We start from the raw sequence: 19,180 nt of genomic DNA on the forward strand, positions 1-19,180 counted from the left end.
TGGCATTTTCTCCCACCATATATATAATGGATACTATACGCCATGTGTCGCAATGGCAGGTCTTCTGACTTGCCGCCCGGTATCGAACGCCTTCCCGTTAACCTCCAACAATCGTTAGACTTCATAATAACTGATTGGAGCTATATGAATTTCCAGTGGCTATTGTTCGACCCTTTTATAAGGGGCGGCTCACAGCAGCGGGACTGTCCGGGATTTCCACCCGATTCCCTTTTAATCACCCGTGAGGGCAAACCGCTTGCGATATACTTTGCAAAGATATGCTTATTTTCTTTCTTGTCCAAATCTATGCTGACATTTATTTCTGCCGACTATGTTCCAGTCTTGTTACAATAAAGCGCCGGAACACGTCAATCACTGATTGAAACGTGTTCCGGCGCTATGTGTATAGAGCTTGTCTGCCCTTTGTCTTCCTGTTGTTCTGATAGGATGGTCAGGTTTCCTGTCGGCGCTGTAGATGGTCCTTCTCTATAGGCTATGGTTATCCTCGCATCTTTCGCCTTATCCCTTTTTCTTTTCCTTCATTTCCTTCATCTCGCTCTCCTTCATCTTCTTGAGCAGGTCGCTGGCAAAGATGAAGTCAGTCAGTTTTTTGTTTGTCGAGCCCATGATGTCGGCGCTCTGGCCTTGCCATTCCTTCTCGCCTTGGTATATGAAGATGATGTTCTCGCCGATACCCATCACGGAGTTCATGTCGTGGGTGTTTATTATTGTGGTGATGTCAAATTCCTCAGTGATGCCGTGTAGAAGGTCGTCGATAACGAGCGATGTCTTAGGGTCGAGACCGGAGTTCGGCTCGTCGCAGAACAGGTATTTAGGGTTCAGCGCTATCGCTCTGGCAATCGCCACACGCTTCTGCATACCACCAGAAATCTCGTCGGGGAATTTCTTCTCCGCATCCACGAGGTTCACTCTGTCGAGGCATTCCTGTGCGCGGCGAACACGCTCGCGGTAGTTCATGTTTGAAAACATGTCGAGTGGGAACATCACGTTCTCCAGCACCGGTAGCGAGTCGAAGAGGGCGGCGCTCTGGAATATCATTCCCATTTCGCGTCGCATCATCACCTTCTCCTTCTTGGACATCGTCACGAAGTCGCGACCGTCGTAGAGCACCTCGCCGCTTGTCGGCGTGAGCAGTCCCACCAAGTTCTTCATCAGCACCGTCTTGCCGCTGCCGCTCTGTCCGATGATAAGGTTCGTCTTGCCGCTGTCGAACACGGTGCTGATGTCTTTCAGCACCACCTTGTCGCCAAACGACTTGCATAAGTTCTTTATCTCTATCATAAATCAGTACCTTTCGCCCTCCTTATGTTGTGTTCTCTCTTTCTCTCTGTATGTTCTCGTCTCTCCGTTCCATCAGCTCAGCAGCTGAGTGAGGAACACGTCGGAGCAGAGTATCAGTACGCTGCTCGTCACCACAGCGTTGGTGCTCGCCTTTCCCACCTCCACTGAACCGCCTTCCACGGTATATCCGTGGTATGACGACACGCTCGATATTATGAATGCGAAGAAGAGGCTCTTGATGATGCTCATCCACATGAACCATGGATTGAAGCTGTGTTGCAGTCCGGCAGTCAGGTCGTCAGGACTGAGCACCTGTCCCACGTATGCTGTGGCGTAGGCGCCTAATATTCCCGTTGCCGACGAGAATATCACGAGGAACGGCATTATCGTTATCAGTCCCATCATCTTTGGCAGAATGAGATAGCTGGCAGAGTTCACTCCCATTATCTCCAGTGCGTCAATCTGCTGCGTCACTCTCATCGTGCCGATTTCCGAGGCGATGTTCGACCCCACCTTTCCGGCAAGGATAAGACACATGATTGAAGATGAGAACTCCAGGAGCAGAATCTCTCTCGTGGTATATCCTGACACCCAGCGTGGCATCCAAGGACTCTGGATGTTGAGTTTCATCTGTATGCAGATCACGGCTCCTATGAAGAATGAGATGAGGAGCACGATGCCGATGGAGTCAACTCCCAGTCCGGACATCTCCTTCACGTATTGTTTCATGAACATACGCATCCTTTCAGGGCGTGCGAACGAGCGTCCCATGAGGATGAGGTATTTGCCGAAGCTCGTAAGATATTTGTGTATTAGCATTTTATTCTTTTTGTTGATTTGTCATCTCATCATCCACTTCTCCCCAATCTTCACCATCGGCACCACCACTTCCTCTTTTGTACTGTCGTTGAAGCAGAGCAGCAGGAAGGCGTTTGCGTCGACGGATGATCTGGCGCTGTCAGTGCGGCAGTCGACAATCTGTATGTCGTGGATACCTCCATGGTCTTTCTGCATCTGAAACAGGAACATCTTGGAGTTCATGACGAGCTGCTTGCGGTAGTTTTCCGGTATGCGCCCGTTGCGGTATGTCATATCGGTGAAATATTCATATCCGCCGTTTCTCAGACTGTCGTATATTTCCTTTGCAGCTTCTGCGGCAGCCATATCCTTCGTCTTGCCGCCTTCCGACGACGAGCACGCCGACATCACTGGCGCGGGCAAAGTAAAAATCAGGGCTGCAATGCATGCCATAAGACACGCCTGCAGCTTTGCTGTTATTCTGTTTGTCATCGTATCCGTTACTTCTGACGTATGAAGATGTTTATTGGAGACCCCGTGAGCTTCCAGTTCGAACGTATCTTGTTCTCCAGGAATCTCTTGTAAGGCTCCTTGATATACTGAGGCAGGTTGGCGTAGAACACAAATGATGGTATCTGTGTGTTAGGCAGCTGCGTGCAGTATTTTATCTTTATGTATTTTCCCTTTATTGATGGTGGCGGATAAGCCTCTATCAGCGGCAGCATCATCTCGTTGAGCTTTGATGTGCCTATCTTTATCTTACGGCTCAGGTACACCTCCTTGGCAGTCTCCAGCACACGGAAGATGCGCTGCTTCGTCAGTGCCGAGGCGAAGATGATAGGGAAGTCAGTGAATGGAGCCATGCGGTTGCGGATGGCGTTCTCGAAGGTGTCCATCACCTTCTGGTCCTTGTTCTCCACGAGGTCCCACTTGTTCACCACTACCACGAGCGATTTGTTGTTCCTCTGAATGATCTGGAAGATGTTCATGTCCTGTGCCTCGATGCCTCTCGTTGCGTCGATCATAAGGATGCAGACGTCAGAATGCTCGATGGCGCGGATGGAACGCATCACGGAGTAGAACTCCAGGTCTTCGGTCACCTTGTTCTTGCGGCGGATGCCGGCGGTGTCTACGAGATAGAAGTCGAATCCGAACTTGTCGTATCTCGTGTAGATGCTGTCGCGGGTCGTTCCGGCAATCTCCGTCACGATGTTGCGGTCTTCGCCGATGAATGCGTTGATGATGCTGCTCTTTCCGGCGTTCGGTCTTCCCACCACGGCAAAGCGTGGTATGCCTTCTTCGAGCAGTTCGCCGCTGTTGTCTTTCAGTTTCGCCACCACGTCGTCGAGCAGGTCTCCCGTGCCGCTTCCCGTAGCCGAGCTGATACACATCGGGTCGCCGAGTCCGAGCTTGTAGAACTCAGCCGCATTGTATATCAGGTCGTTATTGTCTGTCTTGTTTGCCACGAGAATCACCGGCAGCTTCGTGCGGCGCAGAATCTGTGCCACGTCCATGTCCCAGTCTGTCACTCCCGTGGTGATGTCCACGAGGAAGAGGATGAGGTCAGCCTCCTCAGTGGCGATGAGCACCTGCTTGCGGATTTCCTCCTCGAAGATATCGTCGGATTTCACTACCCATCCGCCGGTGTCCACCACTGAAAACTCCTTTCCGTTCCAGTCGCATTTGCCGTATTGACGGTCGCGTGTCGTTCCTGCCACGTCGCTCACGATGGCTTGGCGGGTCTTCGTGAGGCGGTTGAACAACGTTGACTTACCCACGTTGGGACGTCCTACTATTGCTACTAAATTTGCCATATTCTGTTTTTCGTTTTCTTTTTGTTGTTTTCTTTCCGGGATTCTTGGATGCTTTCGGATTGCCGGTTCAGAATGTCGCTCCGTCAGTGTCCTGTTTCACCTCCCGTTTTCCTCAGAGTTCCTGTTTCCTCAGGTTTGTCCCCGTCTCTCCGGCTTAGTCCGGATTATATCCGAAGCTGTCCAGCTCCCTCTTAGAGCTGCGCCAGTCTTTGTCCACCTTAACGAACAGTTCCAGATAAATCTTCTTGCCGAAGAACCGTTCGAGCGACTTGCGCGCTTCCGATCCCAGCTTCTTCAGTGCCACACCTTGATGTCCGATGATGATGCCTTTCTGTGAGTCGCGTTCCACATAGACTACAGCGTGGATGTTGATGCGCTTCTCGTCCTCCTTGAACGACTGCACCGATACTTCCACCGAGTATGGAATCTCTTTGTCGTAGTAGAGCAGGATCTTCTCTCTGATTATCTCGCTCACGAAGAATCTCGCCGGCTTGTCGGTCAGCTGGTCCTTGTCGAAGTAGGGTGGGGAGTCGGGCAGCAGCTCTTTTATGCGTTTGAGCAGCATGTCCACTCCGAACTTGTTCTTTGCCGAGAGCGGCAGTATCTCTGCATAGGGCAACAGAGAGTGCCATTTCGTTACGAGCGTTCCGAGCGTCTTCTGGTCGCTTTGGTCAATCTTGTTGATGAGCAGTATCACGGGGATGCTCATCTTCTGCACCTTTTCCAGAAACTCCATGTTCTTCTCCGGATTCTCCACCACGTCGGTGACATAGAGCAGCACGTCGGCATCCGTCAATGCCGATTCAGAGAAGGCGAGCATCGACTCCTGCAACTTGTAGTTCGGTTTCAGTACTCCTGGGGTGTCGGAGAATACTATCTGTGCGTCGTCGCTGTTTACGATGCCCATTATCCTGTGTCTTGTGGTCTGCGCCTTGAATGTGGCGATGCTGATGCGCTCGCCCACCAACTGGTTCATTAGCGTGGATTTTCCCACATTCGGGTTTCCCACGATGTTCACGAATCCTGCTTTGTGCATTTTATCTGTCTTTTTTATTTGCAAATATACTGAAAAATTGTTGTACGCCAAACATTTACCTTTCAATATGCGCCATTTTGACCTTTCATTGCCTTTTGTCGGACATCCTTTCCGTTGTTTTTGTGGTAAGTTATTATGTTTACGTCACTAAAATGGCGTTCTGACAAAAAAACGCATCTGTATGACTTCCGTCATTGCAGATGCGCTTTATCTGATATAAAGATTTTTTGTTTCAGTCAAGGAGTGTGTTATCCCTGCTCCACGGTGCTGCCGTCGTATCCCCATTTGTAGTATGAAGCTCCGTGAACGAAGCCTGCTCCGAAGGCAGTGAAGATAAGGTTGTCGCCCTTCTTCAGCTTGCTCTCGTTCTCCCAGAGAGCCAATGGAATAGTGGCGGCAGAGGTGTTTCCGAAATGCTCGATGTTCACCATCACCTGCTCCATAGGAAGCTCCAGACGCTTTGCCACAGCCTCAATGATGCGGATGTTAGCCTGGTGAGGCACCACGAAACGGATGTTGTCCTTGTTCAGTCCGTTGCGCTCGGCGATGAGTGCACAGTCGTTGCTCATGCTTGTCACTGCATAGCGGAACACGGTGCGTCCCTCCTGATAGAGGTAGTGCAGACGGTGGTCCACAGTGAAGTGGGAAGCCGGGCATACAGAACCGCCAGCTTTCAAGTGCAGGAATGGCAGTCCATGTCCGTCGCTGCGGAAATAAGAGTCTTTAAGACCCACGTCTTCTGTCGTTCCCTCCACGAGAACTGCAGCTGCTCCGTCACCGAAGAGAGCACAAGTGCTGCGGTCGGTATAGTCAACCACCGACGACATCTTGTCGGCTCCGATAACGATAATCTTTTTGTATCTTCCGCTCTGGATCATTGAAGCGGCAGTATCGAGCGTATAAATGAATCCACAACAAGCCGACCACATGTCGAACGCGAAAGCGTTCTTCAGTCCGAGCTTGCCCAACACGATGGATGCTGTAGACGGGAACTTGTAGTCCGCCGTACTTGTGGCTACGATAATTGCGTCGATGGTGTCCGGGTCAACTCCCGTTTTCTTCAGGAGCTGTTTTGCCGCTTTGCGTGCCATATAAGAGGTGCCGATACCCTCTTCGGTGAGAATTCGGCGCTCTTTTATTCCGACACGCGTCATAATCCATTCATCGTTGGTGTCGACCATTCTCGACAACTCCTGATTGTTCAGCACATAGTCAGGAACGTACCCTCCGATGCCTGTGATTACTGCGTTTATCTTTTCCATGACGGTATTATTCTGCAGTCTCCTTTACGATAGCAACCTTGCCTCTGTAGTAACCGCAAGTAGAGCATACTGTGTGATATACATAGTAAGCGCCGCAGTTAGGGCATACTGCCAGTGTAGGAGCTACTGCCTTATCATGAGTTCTTCTCTTGAGTGTACGAGTCTTTGACTGTCTTCTTTTAGGATGTGCCATTTTTCTTTAATCTTTAATTATTGATTTTAATTTTTCTAATTCACTCCATCGTGGATCCACTGCCGTTTCGTTTTCCTCCTCCGAGCTTCGGGCTGCGGAGTGCTCCTCGAGAGCCTTTATCATTGCAGGATTGCATTTTCCAGGTGCATGCACATGCTTGATGGGAATGTCGAGGGCTATGGATTCATATACGAACCATGCGGTGTCGAGCACTGCGTCGTCCTTTTCCACCGTCACGATGTCGTCTTCGTCTGAGTATTCTTCTCCGAGCTTAGCCAGCAGCCTGTTGTCTGTGCATATCGGCTGGTCCATGTCGTCGAGACAAAGGTCGCAAGGCACTTTCACAGTGCCCTCGGCATGGAAGTCTATCTCGTATAGTCCTGACACACTTTTGCGTGCCGAAATAGAGAGCATCACATCGCCGCTCTTTATCTCGTCACTCTCTGCCGCCTCAAAGAATTCGTCTCCCAAGTGGCAGCTGGTGCTCAATGCGCCTGTGTCCAGACTCTTCAGGTCTATCTTCAAAGACTCTAAGCTTTCCATCTGTTTTATCAGTAATGTGTAAATGTACTATTTATACATTTGGGTTGCAAAGTTACAAATATTTTTTGACTTGATTAAACTTTTGTGTCTTTTTTTACTTTTTAGGGACAAAATGGGGCCTTTCGCCAAGTTCTTGCTGCATGATTTGTCCTAAATCGGTCGTCAACGCTTGCATGTTTTTTGTTTTTTTTTAGAAGAGGGATTTCGTCGGTTCTACAATATGTCCATTATCCTTCATCGATGCCCTCTGGTCAGAAATGAAAACCGATATCACTCTAAATGGAATATATAAAAATGAGGGTATGTCATATAGACACACCCTCATTCGAGATTATTTCAGATTATAGTTTATCCGAGTCTTACTTGATGACAGCAATCTTGATAGACTGCTTGCCAACCTTAACGATGAATGAGTTGTCAGCAGGCATAGCCATCTTGATAGAAGCGTTGCCGCTCTTGTCAGCGTTCAGCTCAGCACCGTTCATGCCGAAGATGTGAACCTCCTCACCGGCAGGGTTGTTGATAACGAGGTTGTCGCCCTGCATGAATACAGTAGCAGACTTCTTGCCTACCTCAGTAGTCTTCTCGATACCAGTAACCACATTCTCAGCTACGAGTGTAGGTTTGCTCCACTGGCTTTCGCAGAATGTAGCACTTGTGAACTGGCTAGCTGCCTGTCCGAGACGTACAGACTGCATGCGGTGGTAAACATCCTTGCCGGCTGTCTCGCCAACCAATGGAATCTCCAGTGAGAGATACTTCTCGCCGTTCTTCTCTACTTCCACACCCTCTGTGCGGTAGTAGTAGTCGAATGACTTCATGAATGTGTCGCCAGCCTTGTAGTTCTGCTCGATCTTGATGTCATGGATATACAGGTTAGAAGGAGCGTATGTAGCGAATACACCGAATATCATGTCCTCTGAACCGTTAGAGAAGCTACAAGTAGTGGTCTTCCACTCCTTGTCGTTTGTATCCGCGATGAACTTTGTCTCACCCTGTACGTAGTCGTCAAGCTCCTGGTCGTATACGAATGTTGCCAAAGCAGCGTGAGCATATACAGGATTGTTGTCCTGGTCTACATAACCTTTAGCGCACTCACCCTTCAGAGTGATGGTAACGTCGAACTTGCCGTTGTCCTTAGAGAGGTCCATTGGAGCACACTGCAGGGAAGCGTTGTCGTGGTTGATGACTGACTGGTAACCGTCGATTACGAGAGCGTCCTTATAGAGAGCCCAGTTGTATGCCGTCCATCCAGACATCTTGTCAAGACAAGTGTAAGTACCTGTTAAATTGCTTGGGTCTGGCTCGGTAGTAGAATACTTAGGAGTGTCATACTGCTCTACTATCTCGCCCCAGCTTGTCACCTTCCACTCGAATCCGTGGTTGTAAGGCATGCCCTCGAAGTTGGTGTTCACAACTGCCAACTTTGTGTCCTCAGTGATCTTGTTTGCAGCGAATGCCTGATAGCTGTAGCGCTCAGCTCCAGGAACCGGCTTCCACATTGCTGTGTACTTAGAGTCGGCATAGCTGTCAACAATCTCCAATGTAGGAGCTACAACGCCGAGAATCTTCTTCTCCTCATTAGACTCCATAGAAACATGGTTGCCCTTCATCGCGCGAACTCTGTAGTAGTAAACCTCGCCGTTCTTTGCGTTGTTCACCTGGAGGAAGTTGTCAGTTGTCTCCTCGTCCTGCAGCAGGTAGTCGCCGATAGTCTCCTGGGTGCCGCCCATGTTGTTCTGGATAACCTGCTTTGTGTAAACGTCTACGAGATACTTGTCAGCGCCGTCCACCTTGTCCCAAGCGAGCTTGAAGTTGTCTCCCTTGTAGTATTTCATCTTCAGGTTCTCAGGAGCGTTCACGAATGGCTTCAATACAGAAACCTTGATGTTGTCGATATAGAAAGAGTTTCCGTAGATATCGCCGCCACGCTCTATTGCGCCACGCTGTCCTATGATGTTGAAGATAGTAGACTTGTCAGCGCCGCGGAAAAGGATTGTGTAAGTCTTTCTCTCGCTGTTGATTTCGGGAAGAGTGAGACTTCCCAATATGTCCCAATTTGGCCCCATGCCTTTTGTCTCTGCGGCTTCTATCATAGAGATGAAGTTTGTGCTCTCAGGGTTGTCTGTAAATGCGTCGAACTGGAGGAGAACGTCGCCCTGATACTTAGAGCAGTCGATGAGGCAGGTATTCACGTGACACTGTGAGTATTCGCAATCCTCATCGTCGTCCTGCAGATACATGTAGAGGGCACCGCCGGCAGGGAAACCGTTGTTTACACCCCAACGGCTTACAGAACCGTGCTTCTCGTCATAAACACCCTGTGTGTTCAGATAGTCAGGGTTGAAGCTGTACCATGGAATTTCGTATTTATGTCCATCGTAGTCGTCAACCTGTGTAAATGCCTTATACAGGTTTGTGTTGAAATCAGGGTTGCCGACGCTACCTGTCGTCAGCTTAGAGAAATCCTCATAGAGCAACTCCTCGAATTCACCGTACTTGGCGTAAGGGTTGGTGCCGTCAGCCTTCTTTACAGAGAGAAGCTGCATCTTGAATCCCTGCTTCTTGCCTTCGGCAGCCTTCTTTACGACAGGAGCCTCAGACTGAAGTGAAACCGGGGCTGTCACCTTGTTCTGTGAAGCCTTCTCTCTTGCCAGGAACTGTGCACTTGCAGGGGTGAACATCAACGCACATACACCTGCAAAAAACATTTTTTGGGTAAAGTTTTTCATCACGTAAGTTTTAAGTTTTTCTTAAATTGTGGAGACCGAGAATGAGTTTACCGTCGTGTTGCTCCCTGCGCCTAAGCGCAAATGTTTATTGTCTTTTATGCTAATTAATTATACTCTGGAATGCTGCCAAGACATGCAATAAACGGATGATACAAAACCATAGCCGTCTCCAACACCATGAATTTGCTGCAAAAATACAAAAGTTTTTCAATTAATTACAACTATTTGGAAAAAAAATATAACTTTGCATCAAAATTACCTTTAATATTTAAACTATGTCTGCATTAAAAAGATTTTCATTGACATTTGGGTGTATGCTTACAATTTTGGCTGCCCCCATGGCACAGAACGCAGTGCCGGCACGCCAGGTAGGCAATATCTCTGGCGATTTTATACCGAATCAAGTAGAAAAAGGCTTGCGCCCACAGTGGGCTAAGAGCATCATGAAGGCAAACGCCGACCGCCCTTATATATATAATGTAAAGGATGGCGAGGCAGACATCTTCGGACAGATGCGCTACCAGAAGAACATGAAGGGAATGGGACTCATCAAGCTCACTTCAGACAATCCCGGAAAGTTCGAGTGGATTCGCGACTATGGCTACATCGCCGGTTCTACACCTATCCTCACCGCCGGAACATACGTGGGCGACGAGTATTACGCTTTCGAGACCACATTCTACAACAATATCAACATGCCGAAGGCAATCAGCGTGGTGAACATCAACACCGGTGAGTATGTGGCAAAGAAGATGATACAGAATCCTACAGACAGGAGACCTCTCATCCTCGACGAGATGACCTACGACCCCAAGACAGACAGAATCTTCGGTCTGAACTACGACACCGACGCACAGACGTCTTACATTTATGAAATCGACCGTACATCCCTCGAGCTGAAGCACGTGGCCACCATACCATCGCTGATCTTCACACTCGCTGCCGACAACGGATGTCTCTACGCCATGAGCATGACCGCCAGAGGAAGTATGCTCAACAAGATTGAAATCTCGAGCATCAACGCTGCCTCCAAGACCTGCACCATGACAAACACCGGTGTGGATACGGGAGTGAGAATGGGCGACTACAGCCAGTCCATGGAGTTTGACAAGACCACACACCGTCTGTGGTGGCTGGCACAGACAGAAGACGGCGGTGCATCTTTCGTGGAGCTTGATGCAGAGACCGGTGAGGCAAAGAGCAAGACCTCTCTGAGCAACGACCTGCAGCTCCTTGCCATGGCAATACCTTATCAGTATGTGCCAGACGCAACACCGTCTTATCCGCGCAACTTCACCGTTGCCGCCGATGCCAATGGCGCTCTCAGCGCTTCGCTCTCTTTCACTACACCAAACCTGAACTACCGCAACGGCAGCCTCGCAGACCTCTCTGGTGTGAAGGTGTACCGCAACGGCGAACTGGTGCAGACCATATCAGAGTCATCACAGAACAAGGCTGTCACATGGACAGACACACCGTCTGCTGACGGATACTATATATATAAGGTGGTGCCGTACAACGCTTCAGGCGACGGAGTATACAAAGAGTATGCTGCTTTCGTGGGCGAGGACCTTCCGGGCGAACCACAGAACGTCACCGTTTCTGCAATCGGCGCCAACGCCACAATCTCTTGGCAGGCTCCGGCAGCAGGACAGCAGGGCGGATATTTCGACGCGGCGTCTCTGAAATACGACGTTGTGAGAATGCCTGACAACGTGACCATCGTATCCGGAACTACATCGACAAGCGTTACCGACGCCGTGTCTGAGACAAAGGGTTATACATACGTTGTGACTCCGGAAAACAGAAAAGGCAAGGGAACAGCAGCCACATCAAACAGCTTGAGCTTCGGTCCTGAGGGCAACATCCCGTTCACATCATCGCTCCAGTCCAAGGAGGAATTTGAAAGATGGCTCGTTGTAGACAAGAACGAAGACGGTGGCACATGGTATTTCGATGACCAGACAAATACCACTACCTACGGACGAACAAACAACGATGCTGACGACTGGCTCTATACACCGGCCTTCACATTCGACAAGAACAAGGAATACCAGGTGCGCTACACATACTGGACCATCAACTGGGTGTTTGACAACATGGATCCAATCATGGAGAAGATGAGAGTGATGCTCTGCCAGGAGCCTGTCAACACCGGCAAGCAGCAGCTTATCTGGGACTGCGAGGAATTCCACACCGCATCGGGAATCTATTTCCACGGCAAGGACAACTTCCAGCCAGAGGAGAGCGGTTCAGCCCGCATCGGCTTCCAGGCTTACAGCGATGCTGACCACGGATTCATGTATCTCAAGGACGTTTCAGTTCGTGAATACAGCACTTCTGACCTCAGCGCCCAGCTGCTCACAGGTTCTAACGAGGTGAACTGCAACGTTCCGCAGAGATTCACCGTTGAAGTTAGAAACGAGGGTTCTGCTGTTGTAAACGACTACAAGGTAGTTCTTCTTGATGCCGACACACACGTTGTTATCGGTGAGAGCAAGGGAGTGGCAGTGGCTCCGGATCAGACTGTAGAGGTGCCTGTAGAGTGGTATCCAAGCGCTGAAGGCAAGATCAACGTTACAGCACGAGTAGAACTCGCTACTGACACATATCCGGCTGACAACACTATTGAGACACCAATCGCAGTGACCGTTCATTCAGAGAACGACGCAAGATGGATCAACCTGAATAACGCCAACAACCAGGGATGGCATACACCGTTCTATCTCTTCGACCCATACGCTGAGTGTCAGGCTATCTTCCTCGAGAAGCAGTTGCAGAAGAAGGGCGTGAAGTTCACAGGCATGCGTATCCCTTACAACGGCAACAGCGCTTCAAGCTTTACCTTCCCTGCCAAGATCTCTTTCAAGGAGACATCACGTTCACACGTGCTCAACGATGCAGGAACAAAGGCACTGTTTGAGACCGACGGCTTCACTACTGTATACGACGGCGACTTGACAGTATCCGGCGTTGGCCAGGGCAAGTATCTGGTAATCAACTTCCCTACACCTTATGAATATAAGGGTGGCAACATCTGCATGGATTTCGTTAGTCCATTGGGCAGCAATGTCATAACAAGCAATAGCGAACATCCGGATTGGCTCACTGACTATGAGTTCCAGATCGAGTATCCTCGCACGGCATTCTGCAACGGCAAGTCAGAGCAGTCAGCATTGGCAGAAGTTTACGGTACAGAGCACACACCGGTAATCAGCCTCTCTTACGAGGGAATCGGTGAGACTGGTATAATCACTGTTTCAGGCAATGAGCTTGGCATCACACGCAACGGCAATGTGCTCAACTTCGCTGTAATCTGCGATGAGGCTCAGCTCTTCAACCTCGCTGGTAGCCAGGTGGCTGGTGCAAGCAACGCTTCATTACTCAACGTGGCTGGTCTGTCGAAGGGCGTTTATCTGCTGAAGGTCAAGGTGGACGGCGCTGTGAAGACAGTGAAGGTGACATTGTAAGCCGGTTGACGGATATGCAAGTTGACAGACAAGTTGGTTGACATGCTGACTCTTTGATTAAAGAATGTCGATACAACCAAGTATATGATAAAGGCAAGGCATAATATATGTATATATATCAGCCTTGTCTTTTTTTATGCATCTTAAATGTTAATAATTCGCCAAACTCTTTGACTTTTAAAAAGAAATTCATACATTTGCGAAAAATTTAATTATATTATGAAAAAACAGAAATCATGTTTGGTGGCATTGGCTGTGTTTGCCTCCGCTTCGGCATTTGCCGACAATGCGGAGTCTCTCGTCTTCTATGGCGTCCAGGGAAAGGCCGACAATGCAGTTGAGCTTACCAATTTTAGAAAGATCACGTTCGGTGAGAACGGCTTCAACGTGCTGAGTCAGGATGGCTCAACGCTGCAGCTCAACTACGGCGACGTGAAATCAATCAAGTTCAAGGATCTTGTAAACGGCATCCAGTCCGTTACGAATGGCAATGCGTCCGAGATGATGCTGCATTTCGATGGACAGTATGTATGGGCAGACGGTGCCAACGGCCAGCAGGGTGCTGTGTATAGCATCAATGGTCAGCAGATGATCGGTGCCCGTCTCGACGGTTCGCGTATCAGCGTGGAGAGCCTGCCGAAGGGTGTCTACGTGTTCAAGGCTGGCGGCAAGTCTATCAAGTTCGCCAAGTAAGCCAAGTTAATAACCAGTTCAATATTAAGGAAAACATTAATAATTAAAGATAATGAAAAAACTATACTTCACAATAGTATTCGCGCTGCTCGCATTGGTAGGCAACGCACAGACAAACCCTAACCGTGTGCTTGTAAGAGACGTTAATGGTGCGATGACCGGCTACCTCGCAGAGCGCATCGACAGTATCTTCTTCGGTAAGGTAGAAGGTAAGGTAGTGGCTGAGATCACTTTCGACAGTTTCACCAAGACAGACGAGGGTGCTGAAATCCAGTGCAAGGTAAAGAACAGCCCGGCCTGCAAGGGCTTCAAGCTCGCTTGCGTTGCTACAAACGTTGCAAAGAACATGACTACAGAGGCTCAGAAGGCCAATTATATCGACAAGTATGGCACACCTGTCATGTATGATGATTTCTCTAACGGTGCCAAGGTGACAATCCCTTCAGCAGACCAGAAATTCGTTGATGATTCAGAGTATACTCTTATGACTCTCGGTTTCGATGAGTATGGAATCGGTTGCGGTGTGTCTGAGGTTACTTTCAAGACTCCTAAGGCTGCCCTCGCCGGCAAACCTACTGTTACTGCAGAGGTGTCTGAAGTTACTACAACTTCTTTCAAGATCACCGTCACTCCTAACGAAGACTGCTACGGCTACTATGCTTGTTCATTCGATGTTGCAAGCGGTGGTATCCTCGGTACATTCAATACAATGGGCTCATTCTTCGGCTTCGCTAACGTTGGCGATATGATCAAAGGATGGGGCCAGATTGAGCATAGCGGTGTTGAGACTATCGAATGGAAGAACCAGGAGCCTGGCTCTGAGTATGAGGTTGCCATCGTTCCTGTCGACATGAACGGTAACCTCGGTGACTATATAATTGTCAAGGTTAAGACTGTTGGTGCCGGTGGTGACGGAGCCGCTTTGGTTTCTGCTGAGGTTCCAGCTGACGAGTTCTACAAGTACACAGCTGAGGATCAAACAATACAGTATGTACAGCGTGTGATCTTCACTCCTAACGATCAGACAAACATCTATCGTGACGGTCTTGTTGAGGCTGATGAATATGACAAAGACCCTGAGTTCTACAACAACATTGTTCTCTTCCCAGAGCAGACCACAGCTTACACCAATCACACCGGTGTTGACAGCTTCTTGTGGAACGTTAAGGCAAGCACAAGATACTATGCCATCTCTGTAGGTCAGAACAATAAGGGCGAGTGGGGCGAAATCTGCAAGTTCGAGTTCACCACTCCAGATGCTTCAAAGGCTGAGTGGCTCCAGGGTGAGGCTAAGCCTAAGGCAGTAGTTGCAGGTGTTTCTGCACGCCAGTATTCTGCCACTACAACAGTTTCCAAGGGTGCTGTAGCTCCAAAGACTCTTGTTAAGGGCGGAATCACAATGACTGTTAAATAAACAGAACTATATCAACCTTGGCTGCCGGGCGAATGACCTCTGGCGGTCAAGGGTTCCTTTTAATATCTCAATCGACTTTTTTTTCAGGGCAATCGACATTAGTAAACCCTATATCCTTGGTCCTGGCATAACGTCGGTTCTGATTTAAAGGAACGTTCCACGACATAACACTGCAAGTCTGACCGACATATCAGCTTGCGTTCCGCAGGATTTCAGTGGTGACACTGTGACCGGTAAATGAAAAATACAAGTAAAGAAGGCAAGTGATGACACTACCACCTGCACACAACAAAATACACGAATGAGTTTTCGTTTAATATGACACATGTTTAATCAATTAACCTTTAAGAAAATGAAAAAAACATTTCTTACTTTCCTCTTTGCTGGGGTTATGGCCTTCTCCGCATTCGGACAGCAGAAGGTCAAGACATTCCCGACACTTGAGCGTACCAAGGCTAAGTCGCCTGCTAAGGTGGAAGCCCCGTCTTACGCTCCTTCGGGAATCGACGACAAGGCACTCGGAACCAAGATCTACGCAACACAGATCGAGGACGAGTCAAAGATGCGTAGCTGGCTTTATTTCAATACCTCTTACCCAGGTAAGCTGAACCGCATCAGAGAGTTTGAAAATGCTATCGGTGAGCAGCTGTATGGTCTCTTCCTTGGTTGCTGGGGTGGCGACAAGTATTATGGATTCTATGGTGCGGCTGGCCTGAATCCCAGCATGCCTAACTTCGAGTGGCGCGGCTTCCAGGATTTCGTGTCCCTCGATGTCGAAACCGGTGAGACTACCTCAATCAAGAATTTGCGTGAGGGTGAGGAACCTTATACCGTAATTTGGTATAACCAACCTGGTGATCAGGCTTTCCCTGTCATCCAGGACATGTCTTACAATCCTTCAGAAGACCAGGTCTATGCAATGGCAAAATATCAGAAGGATGAGAATACAGATGCTGTTTCTATCCTTTATACTATAGACAAGGAGACTGGTGAACTGAGTGAAGTTAAAAGATTCCAAGAGCAGATTCTTGATTTCTGCTTCGACTACGAAGGCAACATGTATGCCGTAACTATTTATTGGACTAATGCTGAGGACGGAGGCTTCCAGTGGTCTGGTACGCTTCTCAACAAATACGATGCACAGTTCGAGAAGGTTGACGGCAAGCCAATGCGTATCAAGGATATGGACAAGAAGGACGTACTCGTAAACGGTTACGGCTCTCTCTCGTTCGACTATACGACAGGCGACCTCTACCTCGCTTCCCTCATCGCAACTACAGATGGTTCAAGCAACTACGACCGTTTTGTGAAACTCAATCCTGAGACCGGCAAGTATGTTGACTATCCACAGTCTTTCTTTCCTGGCAACATGATCGTTGGTATGTATATCCCTTACTTCGTGGCTGACAACCGTGATGCAGCAGGTCGCGTTACCGACCTCACAGCTACACCTAACCCACAGGGTGCTACCGACATTACACTCGCTTGGAAGAACCCTACCACAACATGGGCTGGCGACGAGCTGAAGGAACTTGCCAATGTGCAGATATATCGCAAGAACGCTTCTTATACCAAGGGCGTGACTTCTTCAGAAGAGCTCTTTGCCAATTCCAAGCTTATCGCTACCGTTGCTGCTACAGCAGAGAACATCGGTAAGGAGATGACATGGAAAGACACTGAGCCGGAGACTGGCATCAACACATATTATATCGTGCCATGCCGTGTGGACGGTGAGAAGGGTGTGCCAGACAGCATCCGTGCCGTTGCCGGTAATGATATCCCTGTCGTTGTGACAAACTTCACTGCCGCTCTCGATGGTGAGAACGTCAAGCTCACATGGGATGCTCCGGTTGACGGAAAGAACAACGGTTACGTTGACCCTGCTTCTCTGAAGTATGACATCGTTCGTAACCCGGGCGAGAAGACAGTTGCTTCTGACCTCGCGGCTACTACATTCACCGATGAGGAGGTTGCTTCTCTCGTTAGAGGCAAGTACTCATACACTATCGTTGCCAAGACACCGGCAGGTGTGAGCGACGCTGTGGTTTCCAACGATGTTGAGGCTGGTATTCCACCACTTCCACCAGTGAAGTTCGGTACAGAGACTGAGGATGAGGCTGGACAGTGGACAGCATTCGAGAACCCGATGACTGGCGATGGCAATGTATGGAATTATGCAGATTGGAACCACACATATCAGCTCACTGTTTACGCTGGAGTAGGTGAGGACTGGACTGCATCTCCTGCATTCCGTATGGAGAAGGGTAGGACATACCTCTTCACTTCTAAGTTCAACAACGGTTGGCCTGAAGTTGGTCACACAATCGGCCGCTACGTTGGTACAACTCCTACTCTCGAAGGTATGACAGAGAAGATCGGTGAGGAGACTGAGTATAGCGCTTCTGGTTACGTCAATCCGATCGTGACATACGAGGACAAGTTCACTGCTCCTGAGGACGGTACTTACTACTTCGGTTTCCGTATATCAGACAATACAGATTACGATACATTCAACTTCTATGGCGTAGAGATTGAGCCTATGTTTGCTAACGACATCAAGGCTCTCGACCTCGAGATCTTCGGTGGCGACGCTGTGAGCGGCAACTACAACAAGTGCAAGGCTAACGTCAAGAACAACGGTAGCGAGATTGTCGAGGCTGGTTCTTACAAGGTTGAGGTACTCCAGAACATCGACGGCGTAGAGACTGTTGTTGGTTCTACAGAGGAGACTCCAGTCGTTCGCGCTGAGTCTACAGCTGATGTTAATGTAGAGTTCATACCGCAGGGCGAGGGTGACTATAACTTCTCATTCCGCGTCGTTTACTCTAAGGACGAGTTCAACGGCAACAACACTTCTGAGGCTAAGAAGGTAAATGTTATCCCATTCGGCGACGCTACTCCATGGTCTATGCTAATTACTGGCGACGATGAGTGGGATGCTACTTACACTCCGACTTGCTGTTCAGGCGGCGTCAGCGGTTCACAGTCTATCTATCTGAAGTCAGACTTCGCCGAGAAGCCAAGCGACTCTAACATTATCGAGCGTATCGGTTATGAGTATGACAGCTACGGCTTTAATGATGCTCTTCCTATCGGTACATTCACCGTATGGATGGCAAACAGCGACCTCACAGAGTTCACTGATGCTTCTCAGTGGCTTGATGAGTCTACTATGACACAGGTCTTCAACGGTCCTGTTACTCTCTATCCTGGCAATGACAACATGCTTTCACTGCAGCTCGACACTCCATTCGAGTATGACCCAACCAAGAGCCTCGTTGTCTGCGCTCAGCAGGAGGGTTCTGTAGATCCTCAGTTCCCTGCACTGTGGAGAGTATTCAACTGGGGTGGTGCTCGCAACAGATCACTCCGCTTCTGGGCTCCTAAGTCAAAGTGCACATTCTGCGAGGCTTCTGCAGCAGCTCTCTTCGTAGGCTTCAAGCAGAATCTCACTGGCATCCAGGATGTGAACAACGGCGCAGCCGGCAATGTTTACTACAATGCTGAGACTGGCAAGCTCGTTCTCGGTGGTGCTCAGGCTGATGTGTTCGACCTCAGCGGTAAGCTTGTCCGTTCTTACAACGGAGTATCTCAGGTGGCTCCAAGTCTCCCAGCAGGTATGTATGTTGTAAAGGCTCGCACTGCCAATGGCACACAGAGCGTAAAGGTGAGCGTGAAGTAATCTTTTGATAAACAATACAATCTATACGGACCTGTCCTTTCCTTCGGGTGAGGATAGGTCTTTTCCGTTTCTGTCCATGCCGTAGGCTGGGGACACAACGACTTCATCCACCCTTTCATCTGTCCTATCCTTCCCACAGTAGAGGCTTATTACTCAGCCACAGACATCAGCCCCCTCTCGTTCTCCCCCGAAGGGGAGATGCAGGTTACTCTTGGTTATGGGTAAGCCCATTGAATATCAG

At 49.2% G+C, this 19,180-nt stretch carries 13 protein-coding genes and 1 riboswitch; of the genes, 4 read left to right on the forward strand and 9 right to left on the reverse strand.

Annotated features, from left to right (window positions below; translation table 11 throughout):
* Nucleotides 1-37: 37 nt before the first annotated feature.
* A riboswitch (cobalamin riboswitch) is annotated at nt 38-273 on the reverse strand.
* A gap of 246 nt (nt 274-519) precedes the next feature.
* The 9 genes from CCC32_RS01925 to CCC32_RS01965 form a co-directional block, all read right to left on the reverse strand.
* Nucleotides 520-1,302, reverse strand: a complete 783-nt coding sequence (locus tag CCC32_RS01925) for an ABC transporter ATP-binding protein (protein ID WP_022316058.1) — start codon at nt 1,300-1,302, stop codon at nt 520-522.
* Between the two features lie 72 nt (nt 1,303-1,374).
* Complete coding sequence (locus CCC32_RS01930) at nt 1,375-2,121, reverse strand: MlaE family ABC transporter permease (RefSeq protein ID WP_022316057.1); 747 nt, start codon at nt 2,119-2,121, stop codon at nt 1,375-1,377.
* A 21-nt stretch (nt 2,122-2,142) separates the two neighbouring features.
* Nucleotides 2,143-2,592 (reverse strand): hypothetical protein, encoded by a 450-nt coding sequence (locus tag CCC32_RS01935; protein WP_287071912.1) that lies wholly within the window; start codon nt 2,590-2,592, stop codon nt 2,143-2,145.
* Between the two features lie 8 nt (nt 2,593-2,600).
* Nucleotides 2,601-3,914, reverse strand: coding sequence for a ribosome biogenesis GTPase Der (gene der / locus CCC32_RS01940; protein WP_022316055.1), 1,314 nt, complete (start codon nt 3,912-3,914; stop codon nt 2,601-2,603).
* A gap of 154 nt (nt 3,915-4,068) precedes the next feature.
* Entirely contained in the window at nt 4,069-4,950 is an 882-nt protein-coding gene (era, locus tag CCC32_RS01945) for a GTPase Era (RefSeq protein ID WP_287071915.1), read from the reverse strand.
* A 248-nt stretch (nt 4,951-5,198) separates the two neighbouring features.
* Nucleotides 5,199-6,212: a beta-ketoacyl-ACP synthase III gene (locus CCC32_RS01950; protein WP_022316053.1), complete on the reverse strand. Its 1,014-nt coding sequence runs from the start codon at nt 6,210-6,212 to the stop codon at nt 5,199-5,201.
* A 7-nt stretch (nt 6,213-6,219) separates the two neighbouring features.
* The gene (gene rpmF / locus CCC32_RS01955) at nt 6,220-6,405 is read right to left on the reverse strand and encodes a 50S ribosomal protein L32 (RefSeq protein WP_022316052.1); all 186 of its coding nucleotides are present in this window, start codon (nt 6,403-6,405) and stop codon (nt 6,220-6,222) included.
* Between the two features lie 6 nt (nt 6,406-6,411).
* Nucleotides 6,412-6,948, reverse strand: coding sequence for a YceD family protein (locus tag CCC32_RS01960; RefSeq protein ID WP_022316051.1), 537 nt, complete (start codon nt 6,946-6,948; stop codon nt 6,412-6,414).
* A 359-nt stretch (nt 6,949-7,307) separates the two neighbouring features.
* Nucleotides 7,308-9,659, reverse strand: coding sequence for a fibronectin type III domain-containing protein (locus CCC32_RS01965; protein WP_287071918.1), 2,352 nt, complete (start codon nt 9,657-9,659; stop codon nt 7,308-7,310).
* A 335-nt stretch (nt 9,660-9,994) separates the two neighbouring features.
* On the opposite strand from CCC32_RS01965, the gene CCC32_RS01970 reads away from it, so the two are divergent.
* From CCC32_RS01970 to CCC32_RS01985, 4 genes are all read left to right on the forward strand, one after another.
* The gene (locus CCC32_RS01970; protein WP_287071920.1) at nt 9,995-13,150 is read left to right on the forward strand and encodes a hypothetical protein; all 3,156 of its coding nucleotides are present in this window, start codon (nt 9,995-9,997) and stop codon (nt 13,148-13,150) included.
* A 219-nt stretch (nt 13,151-13,369) separates the two neighbouring features.
* Nucleotides 13,370-13,843, forward strand: coding sequence for a hypothetical protein (locus CCC32_RS01975; RefSeq protein ID WP_044073598.1), 474 nt, complete (start codon nt 13,370-13,372; stop codon nt 13,841-13,843).
* A 52-nt stretch (nt 13,844-13,895) separates the two neighbouring features.
* A complete protein-coding gene (locus CCC32_RS01980) occupies nt 13,896-15,257 on the forward strand; it encodes a hypothetical protein (RefSeq protein WP_287071923.1) in 1,362 nt (453 codons plus the stop codon).
* A 352-nt stretch (nt 15,258-15,609) separates the two neighbouring features.
* The gene (locus CCC32_RS01985) at nt 15,610-18,939 is read left to right on the forward strand and encodes a T9SS type A sorting domain-containing protein (protein ID WP_287071925.1); all 3,330 of its coding nucleotides are present in this window, start codon (nt 15,610-15,612) and stop codon (nt 18,937-18,939) included.
* Nucleotides 18,940-19,180 lie beyond the last annotated feature (241 nt).

The organism is Prevotella sp. LMAG:51, assembly GCF_008680225.1.
GTDB classification, from domain to species: Bacteria; Bacteroidota; Bacteroidia; order Bacteroidales; family Bacteroidaceae; genus Prevotella; species Prevotella pectinovora.

Bases quoted from the DNA above. Each gene is read 5' to 3' on its own strand.
- CCC32_RS01965 (WP_287071918.1), bottom strand. From the start codon at position 9,659: ATGTTTTTTGCAGGTGTATGTGCGTTGATGTTCACCCCTGCAAGTGCA.
- CCC32_RS01970 (WP_287071920.1), top strand. From the start codon at position 9,995: ATGCTTACAATTTTGGCTGCCCCCATGGCACAGAACGCAGTGCCGGCA.
- era (WP_287071915.1), bottom strand. From the start codon at position 4,950: ATGCACAAAGCAGGATTCGTGAACATCGTGGGAAACCCGAATGTGGGA.
- CCC32_RS01950 (WP_022316053.1), bottom strand. From the start codon at position 6,212: ATGGAAAAGATAAACGCAGTAATCACAGGCATCGGAGGGTACGTTCCT.
- CCC32_RS01975 (WP_044073598.1), top strand. From the start codon at position 13,370: ATGAAAAAACAGAAATCATGTTTGGTGGCATTGGCTGTGTTTGCCTCC.
- CCC32_RS01960 (WP_022316051.1), bottom strand. From the start codon at position 6,948: ATGGAAAGCTTAGAGTCTTTGAAGATAGACCTGAAGAGTCTGGACACA.
- CCC32_RS01930 (WP_022316057.1), bottom strand. From the start codon at position 2,121: ATGCTAATACACAAATATCTTACGAGCTTCGGCAAATACCTCATCCTC.
- CCC32_RS01925 (WP_022316058.1), bottom strand. From the start codon at position 1,302: ATGATAGAGATAAAGAACTTATGCAAGTCGTTTGGCGACAAGGTGGTG.
- rpmF (WP_022316052.1), bottom strand. From the start codon at position 6,405: ATGGCACATCCTAAAAGAAGACAGTCAAAGACTCGTACACTCAAGAGA.
- CCC32_RS01985 (WP_287071925.1), top strand. From the start codon at position 15,610: ATGAAAAAAACATTTCTTACTTTCCTCTTTGCTGGGGTTATGGCCTTC.
- CCC32_RS01980 (WP_287071923.1), top strand. From the start codon at position 13,896: ATGAAAAAACTATACTTCACAATAGTATTCGCGCTGCTCGCATTGGTA.
- CCC32_RS01935 (WP_287071912.1), bottom strand. From the start codon at position 2,592: ATGACAAACAGAATAACAGCAAAGCTGCAGGCGTGTCTTATGGCATGC.
- der (WP_022316055.1), bottom strand. From the start codon at position 3,914: ATGGCAAATTTAGTAGCAATAGTAGGACGTCCCAACGTGGGTAAGTCA.